The organism is Streptomyces macrolidinus, assembly GCF_023887685.1.
Classification (GTDB): domain Bacteria; phylum Actinomycetota; class Actinomycetes; order Streptomycetales; family Streptomycetaceae; genus Streptomyces; species Streptomyces macrolidinus.
Window position 1 is genome coordinate 13,306 of sequence record NZ_JAMWMR010000005.1, and the last position, 26,738, is coordinate 40,043.

The 26,738-nt window shown below is 73.0% G+C and carries 21 protein-coding genes; 8 read left to right on the plus strand and 13 right to left on the minus strand.

What is annotated here, in order from left to right; translation table 11 throughout:
* Window positions 1-48 precede the first annotated feature (48 nt).
* The 3 genes from NGF19_RS07505 to NGF19_RS07515 are packed head-to-tail and all read right to left on the minus strand — an operon-like array spanning window position 49 to window position 3,725.
* Window positions 49-444: a DUF742 domain-containing protein gene (locus tag NGF19_RS07505; RefSeq protein ID WP_252423267.1), complete on the minus strand. Its 396-nt coding sequence runs from the start codon at window positions 442-444 to the stop codon at window positions 49-51.
* Window positions 445-453: 9 nt separating this feature from the next.
* Complete coding sequence (locus NGF19_RS07510; protein ID WP_252423268.1) at window positions 454-894, minus strand: roadblock/LC7 domain-containing protein; 441 nt, start codon at window positions 892-894, stop codon at window positions 454-456.
* Window positions 891-3,725, minus strand: a complete 2,835-nt coding sequence (locus tag NGF19_RS07515; protein WP_252423270.1) for a nitrate- and nitrite sensing domain-containing protein — start codon at window positions 3,723-3,725, stop codon at window positions 891-893. The genes NGF19_RS07510 and NGF19_RS07515 overlap by 4 nt, the downstream gene beginning before the upstream one ends.
* Window positions 3,726-4,024: 299 nt before the next feature.
* On the opposite strand from NGF19_RS07515, the gene NGF19_RS07520 reads away from it, so the two are divergent.
* Window positions 4,025-4,585, plus strand: coding sequence for a hypothetical protein (locus NGF19_RS07520; protein ID WP_372505612.1), 561 nt, complete (start codon window positions 4,025-4,027; stop codon window positions 4,583-4,585).
* A 112-nt stretch (window positions 4,586-4,697) separates the two neighbouring features.
* Here NGF19_RS07520 and NGF19_RS07525 read toward each other — a convergent pair whose 3' ends face one another.
* The 5 genes from NGF19_RS07525 to NGF19_RS07545 form a co-directional block, all read right to left on the minus strand.
* Window positions 4,698-9,275: a coiled-coil domain-containing protein gene (locus NGF19_RS07525; protein WP_252423277.1), complete on the minus strand. Its 4,578-nt coding sequence runs from the start codon at window positions 9,273-9,275 to the stop codon at window positions 4,698-4,700.
* Between the two features lie 156 nt (window positions 9,276-9,431).
* On the minus strand, window positions 9,432-10,307 hold the full coding sequence (locus NGF19_RS07530) for a hypothetical protein (protein WP_252423278.1): 876 nt from the start codon (window positions 10,305-10,307) through the stop codon (window positions 9,432-9,434).
* 127 nt (window positions 10,308-10,434) lie between these two features.
* Window positions 10,435-11,961, minus strand: a complete 1,527-nt coding sequence (locus NGF19_RS07535) for a hypothetical protein (protein WP_252423279.1) — start codon at window positions 11,959-11,961, stop codon at window positions 10,435-10,437.
* A gap of 168 nt (window positions 11,962-12,129) precedes the next feature.
* A complete protein-coding gene (locus NGF19_RS07540; protein ID WP_252423280.1) occupies window positions 12,130-13,548 on the minus strand; it encodes a HEAT repeat domain-containing protein in 1,419 nt (472 codons plus the stop codon).
* A 300-nt stretch (window positions 13,549-13,848) separates the two neighbouring features.
* Entirely contained in the window at window positions 13,849-14,241 is a 393-nt protein-coding gene (locus tag NGF19_RS07545) for an ankyrin repeat domain-containing protein (protein ID WP_252423282.1), read from the minus strand.
* Window positions 14,242-14,605: 364 nt separating this feature from the next.
* On the opposite strand from NGF19_RS07545, the gene NGF19_RS07550 reads away from it, so the two are divergent.
* Together NGF19_RS07550 and NGF19_RS07555 are read left to right on the plus strand one after the other, a co-directional pair.
* Complete coding sequence (locus tag NGF19_RS07550; protein WP_252423284.1) at window positions 14,606-14,800, plus strand: hypothetical protein; 195 nt, start codon at window positions 14,606-14,608, stop codon at window positions 14,798-14,800.
* A gap of 37 nt (window positions 14,801-14,837) precedes the next feature.
* A complete protein-coding gene (locus NGF19_RS07555) occupies window positions 14,838-16,493 on the plus strand; it encodes a P-loop NTPase family protein (RefSeq protein ID WP_252423285.1) in 1,656 nt (551 codons plus the stop codon).
* Window positions 16,494-16,574: 81 nt separating this feature from the next.
* On the opposite strand, the gene NGF19_RS07560 is transcribed toward NGF19_RS07555, so the two are convergent.
* On the minus strand, window positions 16,575-18,074 hold the full coding sequence (locus tag NGF19_RS07560) for an SCO1417 family PLP biosynthesis transcription factor (RefSeq protein ID WP_252423286.1): 1,500 nt from the start codon (window positions 18,072-18,074) through the stop codon (window positions 16,575-16,577).
* Between the two features lie 63 nt (window positions 18,075-18,137).
* Between NGF19_RS07560 and yczE the strand changes: the two genes are divergently transcribed.
* From yczE to NGF19_RS07580, 4 genes are all read left to right on the plus strand, one after another.
* Window positions 18,138-18,851 (plus strand): membrane protein YczE, encoded by a 714-nt coding sequence (yczE, locus tag NGF19_RS07565; RefSeq protein ID WP_252423287.1) that lies wholly within the window; start codon window positions 18,138-18,140, stop codon window positions 18,849-18,851.
* Complete coding sequence (locus NGF19_RS07570) at window positions 18,848-19,615, plus strand: glycerophosphodiester phosphodiesterase family protein (protein WP_252423288.1); 768 nt, start codon at window positions 18,848-18,850, stop codon at window positions 19,613-19,615. Before yczE ends, NGF19_RS07570 begins: the two co-directional genes overlap by 4 nt.
* A gap of 45 nt (window positions 19,616-19,660) precedes the next feature.
* Window positions 19,661-21,025: an MFS transporter gene (locus NGF19_RS07575; protein WP_252423289.1), complete on the plus strand. Its 1,365-nt coding sequence runs from the start codon at window positions 19,661-19,663 to the stop codon at window positions 21,023-21,025.
* A 255-nt stretch (window positions 21,026-21,280) separates the two neighbouring features.
* Entirely contained in the window at window positions 21,281-21,655 is a 375-nt protein-coding gene (locus NGF19_RS07580) for an RNA polymerase-binding protein RbpA (RefSeq protein WP_109379407.1), read from the plus strand.
* A gap of 118 nt (window positions 21,656-21,773) precedes the next feature.
* Here NGF19_RS07580 and fxsA read toward each other — a convergent pair whose 3' ends face one another.
* The 4 genes from fxsA to NGF19_RS07600 form a co-directional block, all read right to left on the minus strand.
* The gene (gene fxsA / locus NGF19_RS07585; RefSeq protein ID WP_252423290.1) at window positions 21,774-22,340 is read right to left on the minus strand and encodes an FxsA family membrane protein; all 567 of its coding nucleotides are present in this window, start codon (window positions 22,338-22,340) and stop codon (window positions 21,774-21,776) included.
* A 45-nt stretch (window positions 22,341-22,385) separates the two neighbouring features.
* Window positions 22,386-23,180, minus strand: coding sequence for a polyprenol monophosphomannose synthase (locus NGF19_RS07590; protein ID WP_252423291.1), 795 nt, complete (start codon window positions 23,178-23,180; stop codon window positions 22,386-22,388).
* A gap of 531 nt (window positions 23,181-23,711) precedes the next feature.
* A complete protein-coding gene (locus NGF19_RS07595) occupies window positions 23,712-25,328 on the minus strand; it encodes an amidohydrolase (protein WP_252423292.1) in 1,617 nt (538 codons plus the stop codon).
* Between the two features lie 78 nt (window positions 25,329-25,406).
* Window positions 25,407-25,847, minus strand: a complete 441-nt coding sequence (locus NGF19_RS07600; RefSeq protein ID WP_252423294.1) for an Lrp/AsnC family transcriptional regulator — start codon at window positions 25,845-25,847, stop codon at window positions 25,407-25,409.
* Between the two features lie 214 nt (window positions 25,848-26,061).
* Between NGF19_RS07600 and NGF19_RS07605 the strand changes: the two genes are divergently transcribed.
* A complete protein-coding gene (locus NGF19_RS07605) occupies window positions 26,062-26,472 on the plus strand; it encodes a hypothetical protein (RefSeq protein ID WP_252423296.1) in 411 nt (136 codons plus the stop codon).
* Window positions 26,473-26,738: the final 266 nt, after the last annotated feature.

The following is a 26,738-nucleotide window of genomic DNA, read 5'->3' on the forward strand; positions in this document are numbered from 1 at the left end:
GCCGCGATGCGGCTTGTCGGTGCTCGGTCCGAGCATATCGGGGGTGGCTCACAGGGCGCGCAGGCCGTCGATGACCTCGCGCAGGACGTTCTCGTCCACCAGCTCGGCGGGGGGCACGGGGCGCGTCACGCGCACGAGTTCCCGGTCGACGAGATCGCCGAGGAGTACACGCACCACGCCGATGGGCAGATCGAGTTCGGCGGCGAGTTCGGCGACCGACTGCGGCGTGTCACGGCACAGTTCGACGAGGGCCATGTGTTCCGGGGACAGCGCCGGGTCCGTCTCGGGCAGGCCCGTGCGCGGCTCCGAGAAGACCACCGCGATCAGGTCGAGGCGGTGCTGGGCCGCGTGCCGGGTACGGCCGCGCGTCATGGCGTACGGACGGACCACCGGCCCGGCCTCGTCGTCGAACCACTGACTGCTTCCCTGACCGTCTCCGCTCATGCCGTCCCACTACCCGCCCGAGGGCAGATCGGTGCGCGGCGCGGACCCCAGATGGGCTCCGACGCGTTTGACCAGGAGGGTCATCTCGTAGGCGACCTGGCCGACGTCGGGGGCGGCGTCGGCCAGGACGGCGAGGCAGCCGCCGTCCCCGGCGGCGGTGACGAAGAGGAAGGCCTCGTCGAGTTCGACGAGGGTCTGGCGGACGCCTCCGGCCTCGAAGTGCCGGCCGACCCCCTTGGCGAGGCTGTGGAAGCCGGAGGCGACGGCCGCGAGGTGCTCGCTGTCCTCCCGGGACAGCTCGCTGGAGACGCCTGTGGGCAGGCCGTCGCCGGAGAGGACGAGTGCCTTGCGGATACCGGCGACGCGTGCCACCAGGTCGTCGAGCAGCCAGTTCAGCTCTCGCGATGGCGTGCTGGTCGCGGTGGGCCCTGCGGTCTTCGGTGCGGTCATCGACCGTCCCCCTTCGTCGTTCCTGGTGCTGGGTCGTCCCGGGCGTCGTCGCCCGCGGCGTTCTCCTCGCGGCCACGCCGCCAGCCCCGCTGGAGCGAGGCGAAACGGCTGCGGACCTCATCGGCGTCGCGTTCGGCGAGTCCCTCGGCGGGCGCGGTGCGGGGCTGCTCGTCGTCGCGCTGTGCGGGGTCTTCCTTCAACTGCGGGGCGAGGCTGGCCTGCCGCACGCGACGCGGCAGCGCGTCCGGGCCCGGGTCCGCCGGTCCGGTCCGCGGGATGCGGCGCGGGGCGGTCCGGTCCGGGTCGGCCGGGGGCGGGGTGCGGCGCCGCTGCGGCAGAGCGGGAGGGCGCGAGCTGTCTTCTCGCTCGGCTTCCTCGACGGCCTCCTCCGGGCGGCCGGAGGACCGGTCGGCTTCCCGGCGCCGCGTCATGTTCCGCTCGCGCGGACCCTGTTCGCCGTCGCCTCCCGGGTCGACTCCCGGTTCGGCTTCCTTCACGGGGCGGCCGTGGGAGCTGACCAGCTTGGGGGTCCGGCGGCGGGGCAGCGGGACCGGGGCGTCCGGATCGCCGTCGCCGTCGGGGCGGGCCGTCTCGTGCCGCCGGTCGCGCGGCTGCCGGTGCGGCTCGTCCGGGACCTTGACGAGGGACGGGCGGGGCCGGAGCAGGCCGCCGCGGTCGCTGTGCTGCTCCCCTATGCCGCCCAGGTCACCCACGGGGTCCGTGTCGAAGGCGTCCACGTCGAGAGCGGCCGGGAAGCCGTCGAGCACGTCCTGGCCGACCGGTGCCTCCAGCTCCACCGGCCCGTCCAGGAACGAGGCCGCGGCACCAGGGCGCTTGCCGGGCCTCGGGGACCGCGCCGTCGTGCGCTCCTCCCCGGTCCCGGCCTTGGTGCCGGACGGAGCGCGGTCGAGGCGGAAGCCGATGCCGTTGGTGTCGGGGACGTCGTCGGTGAGCAGCGCGTCGGGGATGAAGACGACGGCCGTGGTGCCGCCGTACGGGGACGGCTGGAGGGAGACGCGGACGTTCTGCCGCCGGGCGAGCCGGCTGACGACGAAGAGGCCGAGCCGGTCGGTGTCGGAGAGTTCGAACTCGGGGGTCTCGGCGAGCCGCAGGTTGGCGTCCAGCAGCGCCTCGGCCGCCATACCGAGGCCGCGGTCGTGGATCTCCAGGGTGAAGCCCTTGGCGACGCGCTCACCGACGACCTGCACGGCGGTGTGCGGCGGGGAGAACACCGTGGCGTTCTCCAGGAGTTCGGCCACCAGGTGGGTGAGGTCGGCGACCGCGGATCCGGTGACGGCGACCCGGGGCAGCCGCCGTACCTCGATGCGCTCGTAGTCCTCGACCTCGGCGACGGCGGCCCGTACCACGTCCATGAGCTGGATGGGCTTGCGCCACTGCCGGGAGGGGGCCGCGCCGGAGAGGATGACCAGCCCCTCGGCGTGGCGGCGCATGCGCGTGGTGAGGTGGTCGAGACGGAACAGATCGGCGAGTTCGTCGGTGTCCTCGGTCCTGCGCTCCATGGCGTCGAGCAGGGTGAGCTGCTTGTGCAGCAGGACCTGGCTGCGGCGGGCGAGGTTGACGAAGACCTCGGAGACCCCGGCGCGCAGTTCGGCCTGTTTGACGGCGGCCTCGACGGCGGCGCGCTGAAGGGTGTTGAGGGCCTGTCCGACCTCGCCGATCTCGTTCTTGTCGTACGTCAGGCGCGGCACCTCGGTCTCGACGTCGATCTGTTCGCCCGCCGAGAGGCGGCGCATCACGCTGGGCAGCCGCACTCCGGACGCCTCATGGGCTTCCAAGCGCAGCCCGCGCAGATCGCGGATGAGACCGCGGCCGATACGGACGGACAGGATCAGTGAGACCAGCAGGGCGACGAGGCCGAGGACGCCCGCGACGACCGCCTTGACGATGACGTTGACGGCGCGAGGGCGGACCCGGTCGTGGTAGCGGTCGTCCACCTGGGCGCTCATCTTGTCGAGCCGGGCCAGGACCTGCCCGGCGGCCGTGTCCCAGCTCTTGGCGGTCACGCCGTGCGGGGCGCCGGGGGCGGCGTCGATGACGGTCCGTTCGGCCACGCGTAAGGGCGCGGTACCGGCGTCCTTCCAGTAGTGCTCGAAGCGCGCGCTCTCCGAGGTCGGCAGCATCGGCAGGCCGACGTCGTACAGCACGGTGCGCTGAGCGGCGAGGTCGGAGACGCCGTGGATGTCGTCGCGGGTCAGTCGGCCGGCGACGAGCGCGGAGCCGAGCAGAGCGTCCTCGCGGGAGAGCAGTTCACGGGCGCGGGAGACGGTGACGATCGCCCGGCCCTGCTTGTCCATCTCCACGTTGTCGAGGACGCGCAGGTTGGTCAGGAGCATGAAGCAGGGGGCGACCAGGCGGTTGTAGAGGTCGAGGGCCTGGGCGCGGTCGACGGTGCCGTCCTCGATGCTGCGGCGCAGCGACCCGATGCCGTCGAGGGCGTCCAGGATCGAGGTGAGGCGCCCGCTGGTGCCCTCGCCCATGTCGTCGTGCAGGTCCCCGTCCTTGCTGTTCTCGCGGAGCGCGGCCACGGCCTCGTCGGTGGCGGCGCGGCTGCGGTGGAGTGCGACGAGGGCGTCCGAGGCGCGCGGGTCGGCGAGGTAGACCAGGGACTGGCGGCGTTCCTGCTGGAGTACGCGGACGGTGTCCTCGGTGGGGTAGCCGACCTTCTCGACGATGCGGGAGACGGTGAACAGCGACTGCGCCGCACGGCCGGTGAGCAGCGTCGCGAAGGCCCAGATGGAGGTCAGGGACAGCAGCGGCACGAGAAGCAGCGCCACGATCTTCCGGCGGATGGACTTCCCGCGAAAGCGCATGGCCTCCCCCAGCTCGCCCCTCCGATGTGACGGGGGGTACACACGTTCGTCAGCAAACGGCGTGAGCCTACTACCGACTCATAGGGATCTCGAAGGGGGCGAACTGGCCCGTCGTCGCTCGAACAGCCAATGGGACATGGGGAGTTGTCACGTCATTGCGGGAGATCACCGCCACGGAACCGGCCTGCCGCGGGGGACGGTTCCCGGTGGGGATCCGGGGCCGGTCGGCCGGATTTCCTCCCTCGGCCGACATCTTCCTTTCGATGGGAATCTTCACGGAACGCCGATCGTCTACCTCTATGAGAAGGGGGCGGAATCGGCCACAGGCGCCGCATGCCGCGCCCAGGCGGCGTAAAGCGGAGCAAGCCGGGCAATCACTGGGGGCCGGTGTCGATCGACACCGGGACGAGCGGTCTGCGGGCGGTGGGGAGGACGAGTTGGTGAGCGAGGCGCGCTACGAGGCGGCGTACCGCCGTCCGTTGTGGGTCGAGGAGCCCGCGCGCCGACGGCGGTTGCCGGATCCGGTGCGTACGGCCGCGGTGCGGGCGGTGCTCCTCATCTCGGTGACGCTGATCCAGGCGATGGTCGCCTTCCTGTGCACGTTGGCCGAGTCCTGGCTCGCCTTCCCCATGGTCCTGAGCAGCGTGGCCAGTACGGTGGCGGCGACCTGGGGCGTGCTCGACGTCTGGGTGACACGCCAGGTGTGGAACCAGCGCCATGGAGTGGTCTCGGACCCGAGCAGCACGGCCCGTGCGCTGCGCCGCGAGCGCCGTACGGCCCGTCGGCAGGCGCGGGCCGCCGCGCGGGCCCAGAAGCGCATACGCGGGCAGGGCGGTGCGGGGCAGTTGTCGCACCCGTGAGGCTGCGGTCGCACTCCTGAGGCCGCGGTCACGCTTGTGAGGCCGCGCTCGCACTCGTGAGGCCGCGGTCACGGGGCGGGCCGTCCGCGCCCGTGACCGCGTACACCGCCCGTTACACGACGTCCGCCGTCGGCCGCTTGAACATCCGGGTCGCGGTGATCTCGCTGTGCACCGCCTCTCCGGCCTGAGGCTGCTGCGGCAGTCCCGGCCTGAGATGCTCCTCGACCCGGATGTACTTCAGTCCGGCCCGCAGGTCCGCGTCGTTGCGCAACCGGATGACCAGCGGGAACTCCGCGAGCGCGGTCGTGTCGAACAGACCGGTGGTGTACAGGAGTTGGACGCCGAGCGCATCCGAGACGGCCCGCTGGAGCTCCAGCAGATACGTCGCGTTGGCGCGCCCGATGGGGTTGTCCAGGAAGAGCGTGCCCGCGTGGCGGTGCTTGTCGCGGCCCCGGTCGTTGGAGCGCAGCGCGGCCATCGTGCAGTAGAGCGCGATCGCGGCGGTGAGCAGCTGACCGCCCGAGAACACGTCTCCCATCTGCCCGACCGGCACGCGCTCGGCGCGCAGCACGGCGTCCGGCTTGAGGATCTCCACGGCGACGCCCTTGGGTTGGAGCGCCGCGCCGACTCCCCGGAGCAGAAGGGACAATCCGTCGCGCCTGAGGTCGGAATTCTTCTTCACGGCCGCGCGGGTCGCCTCGTCGATGACCTCGCCGAGCCGTTCGGTGAGCGTGGCCTGGTCGGGTTCCTCGAAGCGGATGCGCAGGAACTCCTGCCCGGACCATTCGCCGAGCCCCTCGGGGAGGCGGGAGAGGCGCTGGGCCGACCGCAGGGTGGCGAGGGCCGACTCGACCAGTCCCCGCAGCCGGTCCACGATCGAGTCGCGGTTGCGCTCGAGCTGCGCGAGTTCGTCGGTGAGGACCCTGAGCCGGGGCGCGAAGGCCTCCGCCCACTTCTGCGCGTGCTCCGGCAGCGCGGACGCCGGCAGTTCGCGGATCTGTTGCCGCGCGGGCGTACGGACCTGCTCGTACCGCGTGGAGTTGGCATGCCGTACGAGCACGTCGCTCGCCTCGCGCACGCCTGCCTCGGCGGCGGACAGGTCGGCGGCGCACCCGCGCAGCGACCGGCGGGCCTCGGCGGCGGAGCGCCGGGCCTCGTCGAGCGTGCCGGGGTACGGCTCGGTCTCCTCCTGCTCCTCCTCCACGGCCTGCTCGCGCAGCAGATCGCGGAGCATCGCGGCGACCTCGTCGAAGCCGCTCGCGGCGTCCTCGGCGGCCCGGTGGGCGGCGAGGAGTTCGGCGTGGGCCTCGCGGGCCCGGCCGAGCGCCTCGGTGCGGGTGGCCAGTTCACCGGTGGCCGTGCGCAGCAGGGTCTGGGCGTGCTCGGTGTCGCGCGGGAGAAGTTCCTCGGGCAGGTCGGTGTGCGCCTCGCCGTTCTCGGGCGCGTGCCGCTCGGCTTCGCCGCGCAGGCGGCCGAGTTGCTCGCTCGCCGTGGACATACGGGTCTCCAGGAGCTGCACCAGCTCCTCGGCGCGCGCGGCGGCAGCCTGCCGGGAGGGGCCGTCGGAGCCGTCCGGGGACGTGAGGAGCTGCTCGGCGCGCGTACGGACCTTGTTGCTGAGCCGGTCCAGTTCGGCGAGCGCGGCGGACTCGTCGCTCTCGGCCCGCGCCTGTTCGGCCCGCAGATCCGCGCCGACGCCGACCTTCTCGTACACCTGGGAGGCGGCCCGGTAGGCCTCGCGCAGGGCGGGCAGGGACGCCTTCGGGGCGTGGGCGTCGTCCTCGGGTACGTCGTCCGGGGCGCCCGCGATCTCGGCGCGTTCGGCGCGCAGTGAGCGGGCCGTGCGGCGGGCGTCGTCGGCGGCGCGCTGGGCCGCGCGCCGGTCCTCGTCGGCGACGCGTGCGCGCTCGAGGCAGGTCTGGGCGCGGGCCTCCGCCTCGACCGCCTCGTCGGCGAGTTCGCGCAACGTGACCTGCCAGCCCTCGCGTTCCCGTAGTCGGAAGGCGAGTCCGGAGAGCGCGTCGGCGGCGCGCCGGGCCTTCTGCGCGGCCTCCTGGCGCTCGTCGCGGAGCTGCGCGGCCTCGGCGGCGGCTTCCTCGGCCTCGGCCCGGAGGCCGCGTGCCTCGGCCAGTTCGGCCTCGGCCTCCTCGGCGAAGGCGCGCGCCTCCTCGGCGGCCGTGGCGAGTTCGGTGAGGCGGCCGGCCGGGCAGCCGGTGCGCCAGGACGCCAGCCGGGCCGCGAGTTCGCGGTCCTTGCCGAGCCGGGCCGCGAGCGTGCGGATCTCCTCGTCCCGGTCGGTGGCCCGCGCGCGCAGCGTCTGGCGTTCCTCGTCGGCGGCGAGCTCGTCGTGCATGGCCGGGTTCGGCGGTACGAGGAAGACGCCGCTGTCCTCGTCCGGGGCCGGGGTGGGGGCGAGCAGCGCGGCGGCCGTACCGACGGCGACGGCGGAGCGCGGCAGCAGCGCGGCGTCGCCGAGTGCCTCGCGGGCGCGGGCGTGCGAGTCCGGGTCCGTGATGATCACGCCGTCGACCAGCTCGGGCCGGGCGGCCAGTACGCGCGCGTGGTCGGCGGGGTCGACGGACTGCGCGAGATAGCGCCAGCCGGGCAGCGCCGGGATGCCGTGCTCGCCGAGGAACTCGACGGTGGCCAGGACGTCCGGCCCCGGCGGCAGCAGGCCGCCGTCACCGAGAGCGCCCAGGATGCGCGCGTCGTCGGCGGCGGCGGTCCGCAGCTCGAAGAGCTGCCGCTCGGCGGAGGAGACGGAGGTGTCGAGCAGTTCACGCAACTCGTCGGCGAAGCCGTCCAGTTGCTCCGCGACGAGCGGGCCCTCGCCCGCCGCGGCGGTGCCGGACAGGCCCAGCAGTTCGGCCAGCCGCTCCTCGGCCGCGAGCGCCTGCGCCGTACGACGTTCCGCCTCGTGCGCCCGCTCGGCGGCCGTGGCCGCGTCGGCCGCGCGGGCCGCCGTCAGCTCCGCGCGGGCCTCGGTGGACGCCGCCTCGCGCGCGTGCTCGGTCGCCCGGCGGGACGCCTCGCGTGCGGTGTCCCAGGCGGCGACGGCCGTCTTCTCGGCGTCGCTCGCGGCGAGCGCGGCCCGCGCCGGGTCGGCGTCGGGCGCGCTGTCGTCCAGCCAGCCCGCCCGTACGGCCTCGGCGGTCTCCTGCTCGACCTCGCTCAGCCGCTGGCGCAGATGCCCGGCCTCGCTGCGCGCGCGCTGCGCCTGGGTGGCGGCGGCGGTCGAGTCCCGGTAGGCGCCGTCGCCGACCTCCTGGAGCGCGGCGGAGCGGTCCTCCTCCTCGTTGGCGAGCGTCTCGGCGCTCTCGGCGGCCGTGTGCAGTGCCCGTACGAGATCGACGGCGGCCTTGGCACGGGCGGCGAGCGCGGGCGCGGCGTCCCGCTCCGCCTCGCGGATCGCGGCGGCCACGCGCGCGGAGCGGTCGGCGGCGGCGCGGTGGCGCAGCACGGCCTCCGCCGCCTGCCAGGCGCTGAACAACTGGCGGGCGTCGGCCAGTTCACGCTTCTGCGCGGCGGCGGCCTTCTCCGCGCCGGTGAGCGCCAACGAGGCGTGCCGGTAGGCGAGTTCGGCGGCGATCAGGGCGCTGCGCGCGCGGGCGCCCTCGGCGTGCGTGACGGCGTACGCGGCGGCGGTCACGCGCTGGGCCAGGTCGGCGGCCCGTACCCGCTCCCGCACTCCTCGCGCGGACAGCCGCCGGGCCAGGGTGCGGGTGCGCCGTTCGGCGCCCGCGTGGACGTCCCGGGCGCGTGACCGCGCCTCGGCCGCCTCGACGATGCGGCCGAGCAGGTCCACCGAGCCCGCGGTGAAGTCGCGTTCGGCCATCAGCTCGGCGCGCCGACCCAGCTTGTTGCCGAACCCGCTGACCAGGTCGGCGAGTCCGTCGGTGTCGCGGGTGTCGGTGACGGCGCGCAGCAGCAGGTCCGTGAAGTCGGAGTCCTTCTTGACCGCGAAGAGGCCCGCGGCCTCACCCTCGTCGGCATTCATCTCCCGCTGGTAGCGGAAGAGTTCGGGGTCGAGGCCGAGGTCCGTCAGATGCTCGTTCCAGCGGTCGTGGATCTCCTCCCAGTGCACCTCCAGATGCGGGTACGTCCTGCCCGCTTCCGTGAGGGCGTCGCGGAAGCCCTTCATCGTGCGGCGCCTGCCCTGCGCCCCGGACGCGCCCTCGACGGGCGGCCGTACGGCGGTGGACTCGGCGACCGGGAGGTTGTCGAGGCTGAGGCCGGGGCCCGGCCGGAAGGAGTACCAGGCCTCGGCGAACTTCCGCGGGTCGTTGGAGACCTGGCGTCCGCGCCACTCGCTGACCTTGCCGACGACGACGCACTCGCCGGTCAGCGTGTGCTGCCACTCCAGCGCCACATGCCCGCAGTCGTCGGCGAGCAGGAACTTGCGCAGCACACCGGAGCTGGCGCCGCCGAGCGTGTTGCGGTGGCCGGGCAGCATCACCGAGAAGATCAGCTTGAGCAGGACGGACTTGCCGCCGCCGTTCTCCAGGAAGAGCACACCGGCGGGCGCGGGGCGGCGCAGCGGCCCGGCGGGCTCCTGCTCGAAGAACTCCGCCTGGACGGGCGCGGGGTCGGGCACCGGATCACCCACGCCCCGCAGGTCCAGCACGGTGTCGGCATAGCGCGCACCGGCCGGGCCGATGGAGTAGAGGCGGACCCGGGACAACTCGTACATGGCGGCGGACTCTCGTCGTGATTCGTGCTGAGTTCGGAAAACGTATTGCGTGGTGAGGGTGGAGAAAACGTAAGGGCATACAGGGACGTCAGGGGACGTTCACGGATGTCTACGGCTGTCCGCGGACGTCCGCGGTACGTCGGGGCTCCGGGATCGTCAGGAGTGGAACGGCAGTCCGGCGTCGGCCACCAGTTCCAGGTCGTCGGTGTCCTCGGCGGGCAGCAGGGTCGCCGTGCCGTCGGTGACCGGGACGACGCCGAGGTCGAGCAGCTCGGTCATGGCGGCACTGGCCGCCATGTCGCGCACCTGAAGCTGGTAGCGGGCCGTCGTGCGGTAGGTGCCGCCGCTGTCGTCGCCCGTGCGCTGCAGGAACCCGGAGTCGGTGAGGAAGGCGACGGCCTTGCCGACGATGCCGGTGGTCGAACCCGCCAGTCGGCGCGCGTCCTTGGTGGCCCCGGTCGCGGTGCGCCGGGCCCAGATCCGCCAGGCGGCCTCCAGGCCGGGCGCGTCGCTCACCGGGTCGGTGTTCTCGCCCTGGTGCTCGGCCCGCTCCTCAAGCCGGCGGCAGGCCTGGCGTACGAAGGCGTCGACGCCGTTGACCGTGACGCGCCCGATGTAGCCGTCGTCGGCGAGGTCCTCGGGGCGCGGGAACGCCAGGGCGGCGACGGCGAGATGGGCCAGTCCGTGCAGGAAGCGGTCTCCGGAGTCGGCCGCGGTACGACGCGCGTAGTCGCCCATGCGGACGGCGAACACGGAGTCCTCGGCCGCGGTCACGGCCATACCGGCGCGCGGGGACACCTCCAGGACGATCAGTCCGAGCCCGGTGGCGACGGCGTCGACGAGCCGCGCGAACGGCGGGTCCTCGCGGTAGCGGCGCAGCAGGTCGGCGTACTCCTGGTCGCGCGCGGGCTGGAGCTTCGGCTGGAGCCCGAAGGCGACGAGCCGCGCCGCGTCGGCGGTGTCGGCGGGAGTGACGGCGGCACTGGCCGGCGCGGCGGTCTCCGGCTCGCTCGGGTCGACGTGCTCGGTCACGGTGGGGGCTCCTTGGTGCGCTGGTACTCGTTCTCGGCTCATGTGGGCTGCGTCCGGGCCCGTCGTACTCATGTGGGCTGCGTCCGGGCCCTGCGTGCTCGGGTGGCTTCCGTCCGGGCCGTCTCGCTCATGTGACTTCCGTCCGGGCCGCGGCCATGCCCGCCGCGTCGAGCAGGGCCGTCCCGACGACGAGGTCCGCGCCGCCGAACTCGGGGTCGTCCAGCTCGGTGCCGTCGTCCACGGCGAACAGGAGCTTCTCCTCGCCCTGCCGGTAGGCCGTGCCGACCGGGGGGCTGGCCGCGTGCACGGCCAGCAGCGCCACCAGATACGGCAGGTCCGGGTCCGTCCTGCGGGCCTCGGCCAGCAGTCCGGACAGCCGCCGGGGGGCGTCCGCCGGGAGGTCCAGCAACTGTGTCGCGGCGGCCAGTTGCTCCTCGCTGAACCGGCTGTCGTCCGGCGTGGCGATCAGATCCGGCTCGGGCATCTCGGCGCCGAGGTGCTCACGCTCCACGGGCGGCGTCAGCAGCAGGTCGACCAGGTCGCCCACCCGGACGGACACGGGAGTGCGCAGCCCCGTCCCGTGCGCGAAGAAGGCGTCCGTGACACGTATCGCCTGCTCCAGCGGCAGCGGCAGGACGGGCGCGACGAGATGCCCGTAGAGGTCCGTGCCCGAGGTCCTCATCGGTGTGGCGAACGCCTGCCGGTCCTGTTCGGCACGGAAGAGCGGGCCCGCCTCCAGGAGCCGCGACTGGAGCTGGGTGTGGCGGCGGATGCAGTCCTTGACGATGTCGACCAGCTCGGCGGCGCGCCGCTTCTGCTCGGGGTCCTCCGACTCGTCGCGGGCCTTGCGGATGTTGGTGAGGATCGCGTTCTCGTGGCGGTAGCGGTCGGCGACGTGCTCGAGGGCCTCGGCGATCATGTCCGGGACCGCCTTCAGCCAGTCCACCGCGCGGACGTTGCGCCGGGTCGCCTCCAGGGCCCTGCGCAGCGACTCGGAGTACTGCACGGTGCGGTAGCGCGCCTGCTCGGCGGCGAGTTGGGCGTCGGCGAGGCGCCCGCGGCTGATCAGGACGTCCAGCTTGACCTCGGCGGCGATCTGCGCGCTGGTGACGTCCGTGTCGAGGGCGCCGACGAGGACGTTGACCGCCTCGTCCGTCGTACGGAGGTAGACGAGGCCGCCGTATCCCGGCACCTCTTCGATCAGCTTGAAGTCGTAGTCGCGGCGGACGTAGGTGCCGTCGGTGGCGAACGTGCCGTACACGGCCCGGAAGCCGCGGTCGGCGCTGCCGACGTTGATCAGGTTCTCCAGCACCCAGCGGGCCACCCGCTCGTGCTCGGGGGCCGGGCGGCCGGGGGCCTGGGCGGCGACGCGCGGGACGAGGCGGGCGACGATCTGCTCGTGGTCCGCGCCGGTGTCGAAGTCCATGTTCAGCGTGACGAGGTCGATGGCGGCGAGGGCGACCTCCGCCATCCCGTACACCGAGTACTCGCCCGCGAGGTTCGCCTTGCGCGCGTCCAGGTCGTGGATCGGCGCGGTGCAGGCGAGCGCGCGCAGCCGCCGCGCCAGCCCTTCGTCGGCGGCCGGGCCCGCGGCGGGGCGCGGCCCCGCGCTGAGCTGGGGCGGAACAGGATCCGTCGGTGCAGGCGAAGTCACGTGCACAGATTAGGTCCTCGGTCCGACAAGGACCCAAACGGCGCAGAGGCGCCCCGGCGTGCGCCGCGTCCCGCCAGGGCGCCCAGGGCCTCTTCCGAGGTGGCCCGCCTGCGCCGCGGCGCCCGCCCTCCGGGAGAACGACGGGCACCTCGGAACAGACCCCAGGGCTCACACAGCAGGCATATCCGGCCCGATCCGGCTGCGTACAGCCGTCTGGACCTCGGCCTCCTCGGCCGGATCCGCGGCGAGCCTGCGCAGTTGGTCCACGACGCGCGTGTCCCCGGTCTCGGCGTGCCGTGCGGCGATCTCGCGGGTCGACTCCTCGCAGTCCCACAGGCATTCGACGGCGAACCCGGCGGCGAAGGAGGGGTCCGTGGCGGCCAGCGCGCGGGCGGCGCGGCCCCTCAGATGCGACGAGGCGGTCTCGCGGTAGACATGGCGCAGCACGGGGGCCGCGCAGGCGATACCGAGCCGTCCGGCCCCGTCGACGAGCGTCCACAGGGTCTGCGCGTCGGGTCCTTCGCCCCGGACCGCCTCCCGCAGCGCGGCGAGGACCAGCTCGCGGTCCTGTGCGCCGCCCCGGCAGGCGAGGACGCGCCCGGCGGCGGCCCCGAGGGCGTCCGGCCTGCGGGCCCAGCCGCGCGCGCGGTCGACGGCGGCGACGCTGCGCATGCGCTCGAAGGCGTCGACGGCCGCGTCGACGACCAGCGCGGAACCGGTCGACACGGCGGCCTCGACCAGGTCGAGGGCGTCGGGATCGTTGCTGTCGGCGAGATAGCGCAGGGCGGTGCAGCGTGCCCCGTCACCGCCCGCGCGGGCGGCCTCGACGATCTCGTCCCGGTCCTCGGGGCCCGCGACGGCGGTGAGACAGCGCGCGGCCGGCACATGGAGCACGGCGCCGCGTTCGAGGCCCTGCTGGGCCCAGTCGAAGACGGCCTGGACGCTCCACCCCGGCCGGGGCCCCTGCGGCCGCATCTGCCGCTGCCACCGGTCGAAGCTGCCCGCTTCCTGGGCGGCGCGCACGCGCGCGCCGACGCCGGGTCGGGGGTCCTCGGCCCACAGCCGCCAGGGACGCGGTTCGAAGGCGTCCCGTACCGCGGCGGTGAGGTCGGCCTCGCCCTCGGCGTCGGCCGGGAAGCGGGACAGGACGGGTACGGCGAGGGCGCGCAGGCCCGCGTCGTCGTCGCGCAGCGCCAGTTCGTCCAGGGCCCAGGCCCAGTTGGTGCCCGAGGCCGCGTATCTGCGCAGGAGCGCGAGCGCGTCCTGTCTGCCGTACGAGGCGAGGTGGCCGAGGACCGCCAGGGCGAGCCCGGTGCGGCACTCGTCGGTGTCCAGGACGTCCTCGGCGCCGAAGAGGTGTGCCTCGATCGCGTCCAGTTCGCCGTGCAGATCGAGGTAGAGGCGGGCGTAGTACAGGGAGCGGTTCTCCACCTGCCAGTCGTGGCGGGGGTCGCTCAGCACACAGTGGTCGAGGGCAGCGAGCGCTTCGGCTCGCGGTGCGGTGAGCGCGTGCAGCGTCCCGTCGCCGCGGCCCCTCTGGAGGAGGCCGAGCAGGGTTCCGCTGGGCGCTATGACCGGTTCGAACATGGCAAACAGCCTCACATCAAGCGTCGACGCAACCGGGTACCACCCACTACCGGGCCGCATGCCAACACGTCGGGGCGCCCGCCGTCTCTTGCTTGCTGTAGACCATTTCCTCTGCCTCTCGTCGGTGGCCCATACGGACCGCTTCACGGTCCGCGCGGTGCAGCAACTCGTGCCCAGTCATCGCGTCCGTGAATCACGACGTCATGATGACCCGGCGTCTTCGCCTGCCGCGACCTTATTTCGGGCGGCCCCGTACTACCTCCCCCATTGTCCGCGTTCTCCCTGGTCAGCGCGGTCGGATCAGGATGCGCCGAGCAGTTCGAGCAGCTCTGCCTTGCCGAACATCCGCGCGGTGTCGATCGCCGAGGGCGTGCCCGCGGCCGGGTCGGCGCCGCGCTCGAGCAGAGCCCGGACGACCTCCGTCTCACCCTTGAAGACCGCACCGGCGAGCGGGGTTTGACCCCGGTCGTTGACGCGGTCGACGTCGGCGCCGCGCTCCAGCAGAGCGCGGACGGTGTCGGCGTGGCCGTGGTAGGCGGCCAGCATCACGAGGGAGTCACCGCGGTCGTTGGTGAGGTCGGCCGGAACGCCCGCGTCGACGTACGCCGCGAGCGTCTTGGTCTCGCCTCGGCGCGCCAGATCGAAGATCTTGGTCGCCAGCTCCACGACCTCGGGGTCGGGGGCTTCACTCATCGCCGGACCGCCTCTCAACTACGACTGCTACGACTACTGGGGACTACTGGGGACTACTGGGGACTGCGGGAGCGTACGGCAGCGAGCGGGGCGGCCGTACGCGGGGCCGTGCGACGCCGAGCGGTGACGCCGTACGGGTGAATCGCCAAGCGTACTGGCTTGCGCGCCCCCTGCCCGCTCTCGCGCTCGCGCGGGCGCGGCAGCACCGGGTGGGCGCGGCAGTCCTGCCCGGGAGAGCACTCCGACGCTGCCAAGTGGGGCAATTCGATGGATTTCCACTCAGTTGCACCTTTTGTCGTACAGATACATCCTGTGAGCCTGGAAGTACTCATGGTGACTTCACCCCATGACCCAGGAGAGCGCAATGATTCTGAACATGTCAGGCGTCGTACTGCTCGGCGTCATCGTCTTCCTCTACTGCCGCAAGGACGGACTCAAGGGATCGCACGCGCTGATCAGCGGGCTCTTCGGGTTCTATCTCTCGAGCACCGCCATCGCCCCGAGCATCAAGGCCGGCGGTTCGAGCCTCGCGAACCTCATCGGCGGGATCAACTTCTGACCCGCCCCCGTCCGCTCGCGACTTCCAGGAGAACGACGTGGCCCGCCGCCCCCTCCCCCGCATCCTGACCCACGGCAGCGCACAGATCGCCCGCAGCCGGGAGCTGGCCCGGACGGCCGCCGACGGCGCCACCGACATCCTCCATCCGCTGATCATCCTCACCCGTGGACTGCGCCGACTCGCCGCAGCCGCGCACCGCACCTGGGCGGACACACCCAAAGACCGGCGGGGGCCGCTCCTCTTCCTGGTCGCGACAGTGATCCTGGTCGTGGCCCTGGTGCCGTACGGGCCGATGCTCGCCGCCATCACCCTGATGGCGGCGGCCGGCTGGAAGGGCCGCGATCGCCGGACACCGCAGCCGACGGGCCCCGACCCCGCGCAGAGCAAGCGGCTGCGGTCGCTGTACGAGGCGCTGGTGCCGTACTTCTCGACGCCCGAGGACCCGGCACCCCTGTACACGCACGGCGGCGAATGGACCCGGGCGTTCTCCTCCTACGAGTTCGAGGAGAGCGGGCGCATCTCCCGGCTGCTCATCCGCTACCCGGCCTACTTCACCGACGGCGAGGCCGACTCCAGGGCCCGGATCGAGCATCTGCTGCACGCCAAGGCGGGCCGGGGCCGCGAGTACCACTTCGCGTGGGACGAGGAGGGCAACGAACTGACCGTGACCGCGCTGCCGCCGCTGCCCACCGACATCACCGCCCAGCGGTTCGTGACCGCGCCCGGCGAGGTGGTCCTCGGCTTCACCGACTCGACCGGGGTCCAGCGCACGCTCCCGCTCATCCACGGCGAGCAGCAGCGCGACGTGCCCCCGGTGGTGTGGCGCACGGGCGCGCGCTCCACCGAGCCGCATCTCCTGGTCGTCGGCGGGCCCGGCAGCGGTACGACGACGCTGATGCGCTCCATCGCGCTGCAGGCACTCCAGCGCGGCGACATCCTCGTCGTCGAGGGCGGCGGCACCGGCGAGTACGCGTGCCTGGCGGGCCGCGAGGGGGTCATGGCCGTGGAGTCGGGGCTCGCGGGGGCGATGGCGAGCCTGGAGTGGGCGACCCATGAGACGGAGCGCAGGCTGATCGCGGCGAACCGCGCGCGGCAGGCCGGGCAGCCGCCGCCGGAGGACGTCAAGCGGCCCCTGTGGATCCTGCTGGACCGCCCGAGCGTCCTCGGACACCTCGCCGCGGCCGAGGGGCACCGGGACCCCCAGGCGCTGCTCCAGGTGCCGCTGCGGCACGGTCGCGCGGCGAACGTGACGGTCGTGGTCGCCGAGCAGTTCGACGGTGCGGACGGCCTGTCCGACGCGGTACGGCAGCACACGCGCGCGCGTGTGGTGCTCGGCCCGGCGGCCCCGGACGACCTCGCGGCGGTCCTCGGCGCGTCGCCGCACACGACGCAGGTCAGGGAGTTCCCGCCCGGTCGCGGCTACGCCCGCCTGGGCTCGGGCCCCGTCCACCGCCTCCAGGTACCGGTCACCCCGGACCCGTACGACGACGCGACCAGCGAGAACCACCGGCAGGCGGTGCTGGACCTGCTCCCGCAGCGGAGCGAGCCCGCCGAGACGGTGACGGTGCGGACGGTGACCGTGAAGCCCGTACCGGTGGAGGCACCGGCCGTGGAGAGGGCCATGGAGAAGGCCCCGGAGCGGCCCGCAGAGGCGGTCGCCGCGGAGAGAGAGACGGTCGCCGCGGAGCGATGAGACAGTCGCCGCGGAGCGAGGGGACACGCCTCCTGGTCCGGCGGCTTCCGGCGAGGCGCCTTCCGGTCGGGTGACTTCCCGTCAGGCGACGAAGGTGCGCGGGTCCTCCACGGGTCCGGGCACGCCCGTCTCCACCAGGCGCGCCGCCGCCGCCAGGCGCACCGCCGCCTCCTCGGCCACCGCCCCGCTGACCGTGAACGGCAGCCGCACATACCCCTCGAAGGCGCCGTCCACACCGAAGCGCGGCCCCGACGGCACCCGGACGCCGACCCGCTCACCCGCCACGGCGAGCCGGGACCCCGACAGACCGCCCGTCCGCACCCACAGCGTCAGACCGCCCTGGGGCACCGAGAACTCCCACGCCGGCAGCTCCCTGCGCACGGCGGCGACCAGGGCGTCCCGGTTCTCCCGGGCCTGGGCGCGCCGCAGCTCCACCGCCTGCTCCCAACCGCCCGTGCTCAGCAGCCAGTTCACGGCCAACTGCTCCAGTACCGGGGTGCCGAGGTCGGCGTACGCGCGGGCCGCGACCAGGCTGCGGATCACATCGGGAGCCGCCCGCACCCAGCCGATGCGCAGCCCCGCCCAGAACGCCTTGCTCGCCGAGCCGACCGTGATGACCGTCGACCCGGCGGGGTCGAACGCGCAGACCCGGCGCGGCATCTCCATGCCGTCCTCCAGGTACAGCTCGCTCATCGTCTCGTCGACGATCAGGACCGTCCCGGCCGAGCGGGCGGTGTCCACGAGCCGGCGCCGCTGGTCCTCGTCGGCCAGCGCGCCGGTCGGGTTGTGGAAGTCCGCGACCACATAGGCGAGCCGCGGCGCGGCCTCCCGCAGCACCTGGCGCCAGCGGTCCAGGTCCCAGCCGCCGAGCCCCTCGGACATCGCGACGGGGACCAGCCGGGCGCCCGCCTCCCGCATGAGCTGGAGGATGTTGGCGTAGGACGGCGACTCCACCGCGATGCGCTCGCCGCGCCCGGCGAAGAGATGACAGATCGCGTCGATCGCGCCCATGGCGCCCGTCGTCACCATGATCTGCTCGGGCATGGTCGGGACGCCGCGCGCGGTGTAGCGCTCGGCGAGCATCGCGCGCAGGGCGGGCAGGCCCGCCGGGTAGTCGCCGTGGGTGTGCGCGTAGGGCGGCAACTCCTCCAGGGCGCCCTGGGTGGCGCGGGTGAGCCAGGGCTCTGGCGCGGGGAGCGCCGCGCAGCCGAGGTCGATCATCGAGCCGAGCGCCTCCGGTGGCAGCGGCTCCAGACCGCGCGCGGGCAGCGGGTTGCCGGCCGGGACGGCCGTCCAGCTACCGGCGCCGCGGCGGGAGCCGAGGAACCCCTCGGTGCGCAGTGCCTCGTAGGCGGCGGCGACCGTCGTACGGCTGACGGACAGCGCGAGGGCCAGTTCCCGCTCGGCGGGCAGCCGGGCCGCGACCGGCACACGGCCTTCCAGGACGAGCAGCCGGATGCCGTCGGCGAGCGCGCGATAGGCGGGCGGGCGGCGGCTGCCGGGGCCCGCGGGACGGTCCTGCTGGGAGTTGAGCAGCCGGGCGAGCTGTGCAGCCCCCACGGCTGAGGTCCAGTGCGCCACGAATCCAGTCCACCTTCCCCGAATTGGCCATGGATGGCTTCTGTTTCCAAGCCACAGAGTGACATGCATCGGTCCACCGCCACCACAGGGGGGTATCTCTTGTCCACCGAGCCGGCCACAGAACCATCCGCACGGCGTCGTCTCGGGCGACGCCTGGTCCAGCTCTACGCGGGGCTCGTGCTGTACGGCGCGAGCTCCGCCCTTCTCGTCGAAGCCGGGCTCGGTCTGGAGCCGTGGAACGTCCTGCACCAGGGCCTGTCGGAGCTGACCGGGCTCAGCATGGGCGTGGTGCTGACGATCGTGGGCGCCGGGGTCCTGCTGCTGTGGATCCCGCTGCGTCAGCGCCCCGGCCTCGGCACCGTCTCCAACGTCCTCGTGATCGGCTTCGCGATGGACGCCACCCTGGCCGCCCTGCCCGACGCCCACCATCTGGCCGTACGCATCCCCCTGCTGCTCGCGGGCGTCGTCCTCAACGGCGTGGCGACCGGCCTCTACATATCCGCGAACTTCGGTCCCGGCCCGCGTGACGGCCTGATGACCGGGCTGCACCAGCGCACGGGCCGCTCGATCCGACTGCTGCGCACCGCCGTGGAACTCACCGTCGTCGTGACCGGATTCGCCCTCGGCGGCACCGTCGGGATCGGCACGGTCCTGTACGCGCTGGCCATCGGCCCGCTCGCCCAGTTCTTCCTGCGCCTGTTCGCCGCCCCCACGGCACCGGCCCGTAGCACGGTCGTTGCCACCGGGCAGCCGGAGGAGGCCATACTGCCCCGGTGACCACCCTCATACGCCACCCCTACCTCGACCACCCCGGCCCGATCGCCTTCGCCCACCGGGGTGGGGCGGCGGACGGTCTGGAGAACACCGCGGCCCAGTTCCGGCGCGCGGTGGCGGCGGGGTACCGCTACATCGAGACGGACGTCCACACCACCGCTGACGGGAAGCTGGTGGCGTTCCACGACGCGACGCTGGACCGCGTGACGGACGGGACGGGGCGGATCGCCGACCTGCCCTGGGAGGACGTACGGCACGCGCGCGTGGCGGGCAGCGAACCGGTACCCCTCTTCGAGGACCTGCTGGCGGAGTTCCCCGAGGTCCGCTGGAACGTGGACATGAAGGCGGAGCCCGCCCTGCGCCCCCTGCTCGCCCTGATCGAACGCATGAACGCCTGGGACCGGGTCTGTGTCGGCTCGTTCTCCGAGGCGCGCGTGGCCCGCGCCCAGCAACTGGCCGGGCCGCGCCTGGCGACGTCGTACGGCATCCGTGGCGTGCTGGGCCTGCGGCTGCGCTCCTGGGGCGTGCCCGTGGCGCTGCGCCGCTCGGCGGTCGCCGCCCAGGTCCCGGAGTCCCAGTCCGGCGTCCCCGTCGTCGACCACCGCTTCGTCCGCACCGCGCACGCGCTCGGGCTGCAGGTCCATGTGTGGACGATCAACGAACCGGATCGGATGCACCGGCTCCTGGACCTCGGGGTCGATGGCATCATGACCGATCACATCGACACACTGCGCACGGTCCTCGAGGACCGGGGTACCTGGGCCTGAACGCCCCGCGCACGATCACGTTCCACGGGGAAGCGAGGGGCTGGGGTGGGCAACGACACCGTGGTGGCGGCGGTGACCGACGAGGTCGGTGAGCGGCAACGGGAGCAACGCGGCTGGTACTTCTACGACTGGGCGTGCTCGGTCTATTCGACGAGCGTGCTGACCGTGTTCCTCGGCCCCTATCTCACCGCGGTGGCCAAGTCCGCGGCGGACGCGGACGGTTATGTGCATCCGCTGGGGCTGCCGGTGCGCGCGGGGTCCTTCTTCGCGTACTGCGTCTCGGCCTCCATCGTCGTGGCGATCGTCGTGATGCCGCTCGCGGGCGCCGCGGCCGATCGCGGCGGCCGCAAGAAGCCGCTGCTCGCCGTGAGCGCGTATCTGGGCGCCGCGGCCACCACCGGGATGTTCTTCCTGGACGGCGACCGCTATCTGCTCGGGGGCCTCCTGCTGATCGTCGCGAACGCGTCGGTGGGCGTCTCGATGGTCGTCTACAACTCCTACCTGCCGCAGATCGCGACGCCCGAGGAACGCGACGCCGTCTCCTCGCGCGGGTGGGCCTTCGGCTACGCGGCCGGTGCGCTGGTCCTGATCGCGAACCTGGTCCTGTTCACGGCCCACGACTCCTTCGGTGTCTCCGAGTCGACGTCCGTCCGGATCTGTCTGGCCTCGGCGGGGGTCTGGTGGGGCGCCTTCACGCTCGTACCGCTCCGCCGTCTGCGCGACCGGCGTACGACGTCGACGGCGCCCACAGCCCCCACGGCCCCCTCGGCGCACGGCTGGCGGCAGTTGGCGGCCACGGTCCGGGGCATGCGCGACAAGCCGCTCACCCTCGCCTTCCTGCTGGCCTACCTCGTCTACAACGACGGCATCCAGACGGTGATCTCGCAGGCGTCGGTGTACGGCTCGGAGGAGCTGGGCCTGAGCCAGTCCACGCTGATCGTGTCCGTGCTCCTGGTACAGGTGCTCGCGGTGGGCGGCGCGCTGGGTATGGGACGGCTGGCCCGCGCGTACGGCGCCAAGCGCACGATCCTCGGCTCGCTGATCGCGTGGACGGTGACACTGGCCGCCGCCTACTTCCTCCCGGCGGGCGTGCCGGCCGGGTTCTTCGCGCTGGCGATCGGCATCGGGCTGGTCCTCGGCGGCAGCCAGGCGCTGTCCCGCTCGCTGTTCTCGCATCTGGTCCCGCCCGGCAAGGAGGCCGAGTACTTCTCGGCGTACGAGATGAGCGACCGCGGGATGAGCTGGCTGGGGCCGCTGCTGTTCGGCCTCACCTACCAGCTCACCGGCAGCTATCGGGACGCGATCATCTCGCTGGTGGCGTTCTTCGCGATCGGGTTCGTGCTGCTCGCGCGGGTGCCGCTGCGCCAGGCGGTGCGCGACGCGGGCAATCCCGTTCCCGAAAGGATTTAACACCTGGCCGGAAAGGCCTGTAATGTACGCGGTTGGCTTACCAGGCGTACCGTTACTGCGCGTCGATGAAGACGAAACGCTGGGTGACATCTGTGAGCAGATGTGACAAACCGGGCGCCGGTGGGTACAACAAGGGGCGGCTACGACGGCGACGCATGGCCCGGAACGGGAATCTTTACCGCCGACCGGACGTTGACCGGATGACGACGACAGCGACACCTGTCCTGTGGGCGACAAGCCCGGGAGGCACGATTCATGAGTGAGCGAGCTCTTCGCGGCACGCGCCTCGTGGTGACCAGCTACGAGACGGACCGCGGCATCGACCTGGCCCCGCGCCAGGCCGTGGAGTACGCATGTGAGAAGGGGCATCGTTTCGAGATGCCCTTCTCGGTCGAGGCGGAGATCCCGCCGGAGTGGGAGTGCAAGGTCTGCGGGGCCCAGGCACTCCTGGTGGACGGCGACGGCCCGGAAGAGAAGAAGGGCAAGCCCGCGCGTACGCATTGGGACATGCTGATGGAGCGGCGTACCCGTGAGGAGCTCGAAGAGGTCCTCGAGGAGCGCCTGGCCGTTCTCCGCTCCGGCGCGATGAACATCGCGGTCCATCCGCGAGACAGCCGCAAGTCCGCGTAGTCCCTCCGGGGGTTGGGCGGGGCACAGCACGCCAGTGAACAGCGGGCGCCCTACGTCATCTCGACGTAGGGCGCCCGCTGTTCGGTGTGCTCGGAAGTTGCTCGGAAGTTCCTGTGACTCAGCGGCTGAGCGGGGGGCGCGGGCCCGGCGGCGGCGAGTCCGTACCCCGCTCGTCGTCGACGACCTCGCCCTGGACGACCTTGCCGTCGTGGCGGTGCATCCGTGCCCGCTGGAAGGCGTCACCGACGCTGCCGAACGGCGTCCTGCGCAGCGTGCGGTCGAGGGTGCGCTCCGCGGTGCGGCCCACCAGCCGCTGGACCGGCGGCACGAGGAGCAGCAGCCCCACCACGTCGGAGATCATGCCGGGCAGCATCAGGAGCACGCCGCCGAGCATCATCAGGCCGTTGCCGCCGGCCGATGGTGCCGCGCCGCTCCTGCCGGGGCGCAGCGTCTCGCCGAGGTTCTGGAAGGCGCGGCGCCCCGCCGTCTTGACGATCACGCCGCCCAGGACGACACCGATGGCCAGCAGCAGGAACACCGTGAACCCGCCGGCCGCGTTCGCGACCAGCAGGAGCAGCCAGATCTCCAGCACAAGCCAGGCGGCGACACCCAACGGCAGGAGGGTGAGCAGCCGGGAACGCCGCGGCCGAAAGGAGCGGGAGGAAGTCGATGTGCCAGTGGTCATGTTCCCAGTGTGCATCGGTCCGGCCTCCCGCTCAGCACCGGAGGCTCAGGACGACTTGGTGCGGCCCGTGACCTTGGCGACGCGCTCCCCCACGCCCCACGCCGTGACGCGCCACAGCGCTTCGACGACGATGTCGCGGCTCATCTTGGAGTCGCCCAACTCGCGCTCGACGAAGGTGATGGGCACCTCGACCACGTGGTAGCCCGCCTTGACCGCGCGGCGGGCCAGGTCGACCTGGAAGCAGTACCCCTGCGAGGCGACCTCGGCCAGGCCGAGGCCCTCCAGGGTCTCGCGGCGGAAGGCGCGGTAGCCGCCCGTGATGTCGCGCAGCGGCAGACCGAGCGCCAGCCGTGAGTAGAGGCTGCCGCCGCGGGAGATGACCTGGCGGGACCTGGGCCAGTTCACGGTCCGGCCGCCCGGCACCCAGCGCGAGCCGAGCACCAGGTCGGCGCCCGAGAGCGCGGTCAGCAGACGCGGCAGCTCCTCGGGCTGGTGGGAGCCGTCGGCGTCCATCTCGATCAGGACGCCGTAGTCGTGCTCCAGGCCCCAGCGAAAGCCCGCGATATAGGCGGCGCCGAGCCCTTCCTTGCCCTTGCGGTGCAGGACATGGACCTGCTCGTCCTCGGCCGCCAGCTCGTCCGCGAGCTTGCCGGTGCCGTCAGGGCTGTTGTCGTCGGCCACCAGGATGTGCGCCTCGGGCACGGCCGACCGCACCCGGCCGACGATCGCCTTGATGTTCTCCGCCTCGTTGTAGGTCGGAATGATCACCAGGGCGGTACCGAGCGGACCGAATTGCCTTCCCTGGCCGTCCGCCGCGCGGGTCCCGTCGCCGTCGTTCACTGCTGCCCCTTCGTTCCGTACGCAGGGGTCCACCATAGTGGCCTCCGGCATGGGCCGATGGAGCGGCAGGTGCGCACGGGGGTGTCGTTTCCACAAGAGTCGGGTAAGAACCTGATTTTGCCCGGTTCGGTGCGGGGATCGGGGCCCGGCGCCCTTCGGGCCGACCTGGGACCCGCTGGCTGCGGGCCGACCGAAAGCCGTTGTCTACTGAACGACCGGGCCCCCACCCGGGTCACACCCTGCCGACCGGCCGGAACGCTCCCTCGCCGTGGCAGGGCGCTGGGCCTGGCTCCCAGTGGCGATGTGCCGGTGCGGCACATCCCCGACCCAGCGGCGCACCGGCGACGGCGTGGAGGTTCCCCGGTCGGACGTCCGGTGGTGGACCCGGCCGAACCTACCGGCCCGCGGCTCCCCACTGTCAACAGCCGTTCGACCTGCGCATCTTCCCTCTCTGGCCTGGTCAGGGCAGAGAACGTACAGGTCGCGCGACGAAGGTTCGGCGGGTGATCGCCGCCGCACCACTCCTGGAGATCACTCGCCCGGCCGTACGAACACCGTCCGGCCGCCCACGACGGTGCGCAGGCAGACGGGCAGGTCGAGGCCCGGGGTCAGATCCGGCAGTCCGGGGGTGCCCGAACGGGGGTCCGTGGACCAGCGGGCGACCCGGTCGTCGGGGGCCTGGACCACCAGCTCGTCGGTGCGCCACACCGCGTAGTCCGCGGGCGCGCCCGGCACCAGGACGCCCGCGTCGTCCCGTCCGACCGCCCGCCAGCCGCCGCGGGTGTGCGCGGTGAACGCGGCCCGTACGGAGACCCGGTGCTCGGGGGTGCGGTGGAAGGCCGCGGCGCGGACCGTGCCCCAGGGATCGAGCGGGGTGACGGGGCTGTCGGAGCCGAAGGCGAGCGGGACGCCGGTGCGCAGCAGGGCCGCGAACGGGTTCAGCGTGCGGGCCCGCTCCACGCCGAGGCGCTGGGCGTACATGCCCTCCTCGCCGCCCCACAGCGCGTCGAAGGCGGGCTGCACGGAGGCGGTCAGGCCGAGTTCGGCGAAGGCCGCGATGATCTCGGGGGTGAGCATCTCGGCGTGCTCGACACGGTGGCGGGCGGCGCGCACGCGGGCGAGGCCGAGCTTCTCGGCGGCGGCGCGCATCCCCTCGATCACCGCGGTCACGGCCGCGTCCCCGATCGCGTGGAAGCCCGCCTGGAGCCCGACCTCGGTGCAGGCGACGACATGGGTGGCGATGTCGGCCGCGTCGAGGTTCGCGGTGCCGTGGTGGGCCGCGTCGGCGTACGGCTCGTGCAGGCACGCGGAGTGCGAGCCGAGCGAACCGTCGACGAACAGGTCACCGGCGGCGCCGAGCGCGCCCAGCTCCCGCGCCTTGTCGACATCGCGCTCGGCCCAGTAGCCGACGACCCGGGGGCCCGACTCCTGCGCGGCCAGGCTCAGCAGCCCGGTGAAGTCGTCCTCGGAGGAGATGTCCGGGCCCGCGCACTCATGGACCGAACCGATGCCGAGGGAGGCGGCGTGCGCGAGGGCGGCGCGCTGGGCCTCGGTGCGCTGCGCGGGGGTGACGGCCGCGAACGCGGCGGCGCGCACGGCGTGGTGGGCATCGCGGGTGAGCGGCTCCCCGTCCACGAAGCCGGCCTTGTCCCGTACGCCCGGGGCCAAGTCCAGCAGGGCGGTGGTGGCGACGGCCGAGTGGACGTCGATACGGCTCAGATAGAGCGCGCGGCCACCGGTCGCCTCGTCCAGTTCGTCCCGCCGCGGCGCCCGGCCTTCGGGCCAGCAGGCCGCGTCCCAGCCGTGGCCCAACAGCACCCGGTCGTCCGGGTGGGCGGCGGCGAAGTCGCGGACGCGGGCGAGGGCGGCGGCCAGGGACGGGGCGCTCGACAGGTCGAGACCGGTGAGCGCGAGTCCGGTGGAGGTGGTGTGGACGTGCGCGTCGGTGAACGCCGGGGTGACCAGTGCACCGTCCAGGTCGACGACCTCGTCCACGCCGTCCGCGAAGGCGTCGGCGGCGCCTTCGGAGCCGACCCAGGCGACCTGACCGCGCTCGACCACCATGGCGGTGGCGAAGGGGTCGACGGGGCTGTGGACTTCTCCTCGGCGCAGCAGAACGGTCCGCGGCGGGGTGGTGCGCTCATTCATGAGACCAGTCTCGCGCCTCCCGCGGCCCGTCCCGCACCGAGGGCCTCTTCGAAGATCCCGGACACCGGCCCGGGCGCGTCAGATCTTGGGCGGTCTCGCCTCGTACGGGGTCGACAGGACCACCGTGGTGCGGGTCGAGACGCCTGCGAGCGAGCGCACCCGGGCCAGGAGTTCCTCCAGCTCGTGCGGGGTGGCCACGCGGACCTTGAGGATGTAGTTCTCGTCGCCCGCCACGCTGTGGCACGCCTCGATCTCCGGGACGCCTGCCAGGCGTTCGGCGATGTCGTCGGGGGCGCTGGGATCGAACGGCTTCACCGAGATGAACGCGGTCAGCGACAGCCCCACGGCCTCGGCGTCGACGACCGCGGCGTACCCGCGGATGACGCCGCGCTGCTCCAGCCGGCGCACCCGCTGGTGCACCGCCGACGTGGACAGGCCCGTGGCCTTGCCCAGGTCGGTGTAGCTCATCCGCCCGTCCGTGACGAGCAGCTCCACGATCTGTCGGTCCAGCTCCTCCATGCCGCTAGAACCTACAGGGCGCCCGTTCCCGGCGGATGCCGTGTGCGGGACAAACCCACCGGGGCGGACATGCGCAAGCCGTATGTGATGAACGCCACACCGCCTGGACCGGCTTCGTGATGCTCTCGTGATTACCGCCGAGACCGGACGGGAAGTGCTTGCTGTGGTCGACGCCGAAGCGGCTTGTTCGACCCAGCCCGAGGGGGAGAATCCCATGCAGAGTCTGAAGCGCCGTGGTCGTGGCGCGCCCAAGCGGCTCCAGCCCGCTGTCGAGCCTGAGCCGGACGACGTCGAAGCCGATGACGAGTTCGGCGCGTACGACACCTTCGAGATGTACCGGGTGATCTGCCCGGACTGCGCGCAGCCCATCGCGCTCCTGGCGGGCGAGGACGTCCTGCCCGAGCACGCGCTGTGCGCCTCGCCGTGGAACCCGTTCGGTCTGACGGTCTGCCCCGGTACGGGCCGCGCGGCGGCCGACACCCGGCCCGCGGACGAGTCCACGAAGCCCCAGGAACAGGACACGGCCCTGCTGTTGACGCTCCCTCAGGGGCTCGACTGGCGGACCCAGCCGTTCTCGCACGTCGGCGGGCCGGGTTCGCGCCCGATGCGGCGTCTGGCCGCCTGAGGCCCGCACGTCGGTATGTCTCCGTGCGTACGTCTGCGTACGCACTTCCCTCCGCGGCCCGTGGGAACGGGAACTCACGCTCGATGAGCGGCGGCGGTGACCTGTGCCCGCGCCCCGGCGTTGTTCATGCATGACCGCCACAGACAGCGGGCGTCGGCGATGGGTGCTCGTTCCGACGCCGGCCGTATCGCTTCCGCCGCCACAGCATCAGGACCCACCCATCTACCGTGCGCTGATGCGGGTCTGGGCCGATCGCGGACGGACGC

Bases quoted from the DNA above. Each gene is read 5' to 3' on its own strand.
- NGF19_RS07545 (WP_252423282.1), bottom strand. From the start codon at position 14,241: ATGAGTGAAGCCCCCGACCCCGAGGTCGTGGAGCTGGCGACCAAGATC.
- NGF19_RS07605 (WP_252423296.1), top strand. From the start codon at position 26,062: ATGCAGAGTCTGAAGCGCCGTGGTCGTGGCGCGCCCAAGCGGCTCCAG.
- NGF19_RS07515 (WP_252423270.1), bottom strand. From the start codon at position 3,725: ATGCGCTTTCGCGGGAAGTCCATCCGCCGGAAGATCGTGGCGCTGCTT.
- NGF19_RS07505 (WP_252423267.1), bottom strand. From the start codon at position 444: ATGAGCGGAGACGGTCAGGGAAGCAGTCAGTGGTTCGACGACGAGGCC.
- NGF19_RS07550 (WP_252423284.1), top strand. From the start codon at position 14,606: ATGATTCTGAACATGTCAGGCGTCGTACTGCTCGGCGTCATCGTCTTC.
- NGF19_RS07540 (WP_252423280.1), bottom strand. From the start codon at position 13,548: ATGTTCGAACCGGTCATAGCGCCCAGCGGAACCCTGCTCGGCCTCCTC.
- NGF19_RS07520 (WP_372505612.1), top strand. From the start codon at position 4,025: ATGAGAAGGGGGCGGAATCGGCCACAGGCGCCGCATGCCGCGCCCAGG.
- NGF19_RS07510 (WP_252423268.1), bottom strand. From the start codon at position 894: ATGACCGCACCGAAGACCGCAGGGCCCACCGCGACCAGCACGCCATCG.
- NGF19_RS07600 (WP_252423294.1), bottom strand. From the start codon at position 25,847: ATGGAGGAGCTGGACCGACAGATCGTGGAGCTGCTCGTCACGGACGGG.
- NGF19_RS07595 (WP_252423292.1), bottom strand. From the start codon at position 25,328: ATGAATGAGCGCACCACCCCGCCGCGGACCGTTCTGCTGCGCCGAGGA.
- NGF19_RS07525 (WP_252423277.1), bottom strand. From the start codon at position 9,275: ATGTACGAGTTGTCCCGGGTCCGCCTCTACTCCATCGGCCCGGCCGGT.
- yczE (WP_252423287.1), top strand. From the start codon at position 18,138: ATGCATCGGTCCACCGCCACCACAGGGGGGTATCTCTTGTCCACCGAG.
- fxsA (WP_252423290.1), bottom strand. From the start codon at position 22,340: ATGACCACTGGCACATCGACTTCCTCCCGCTCCTTTCGGCCGCGGCGT.
- NGF19_RS07580 (WP_109379407.1), top strand. From the start codon at position 21,281: ATGAGTGAGCGAGCTCTTCGCGGCACGCGCCTCGTGGTGACCAGCTAC.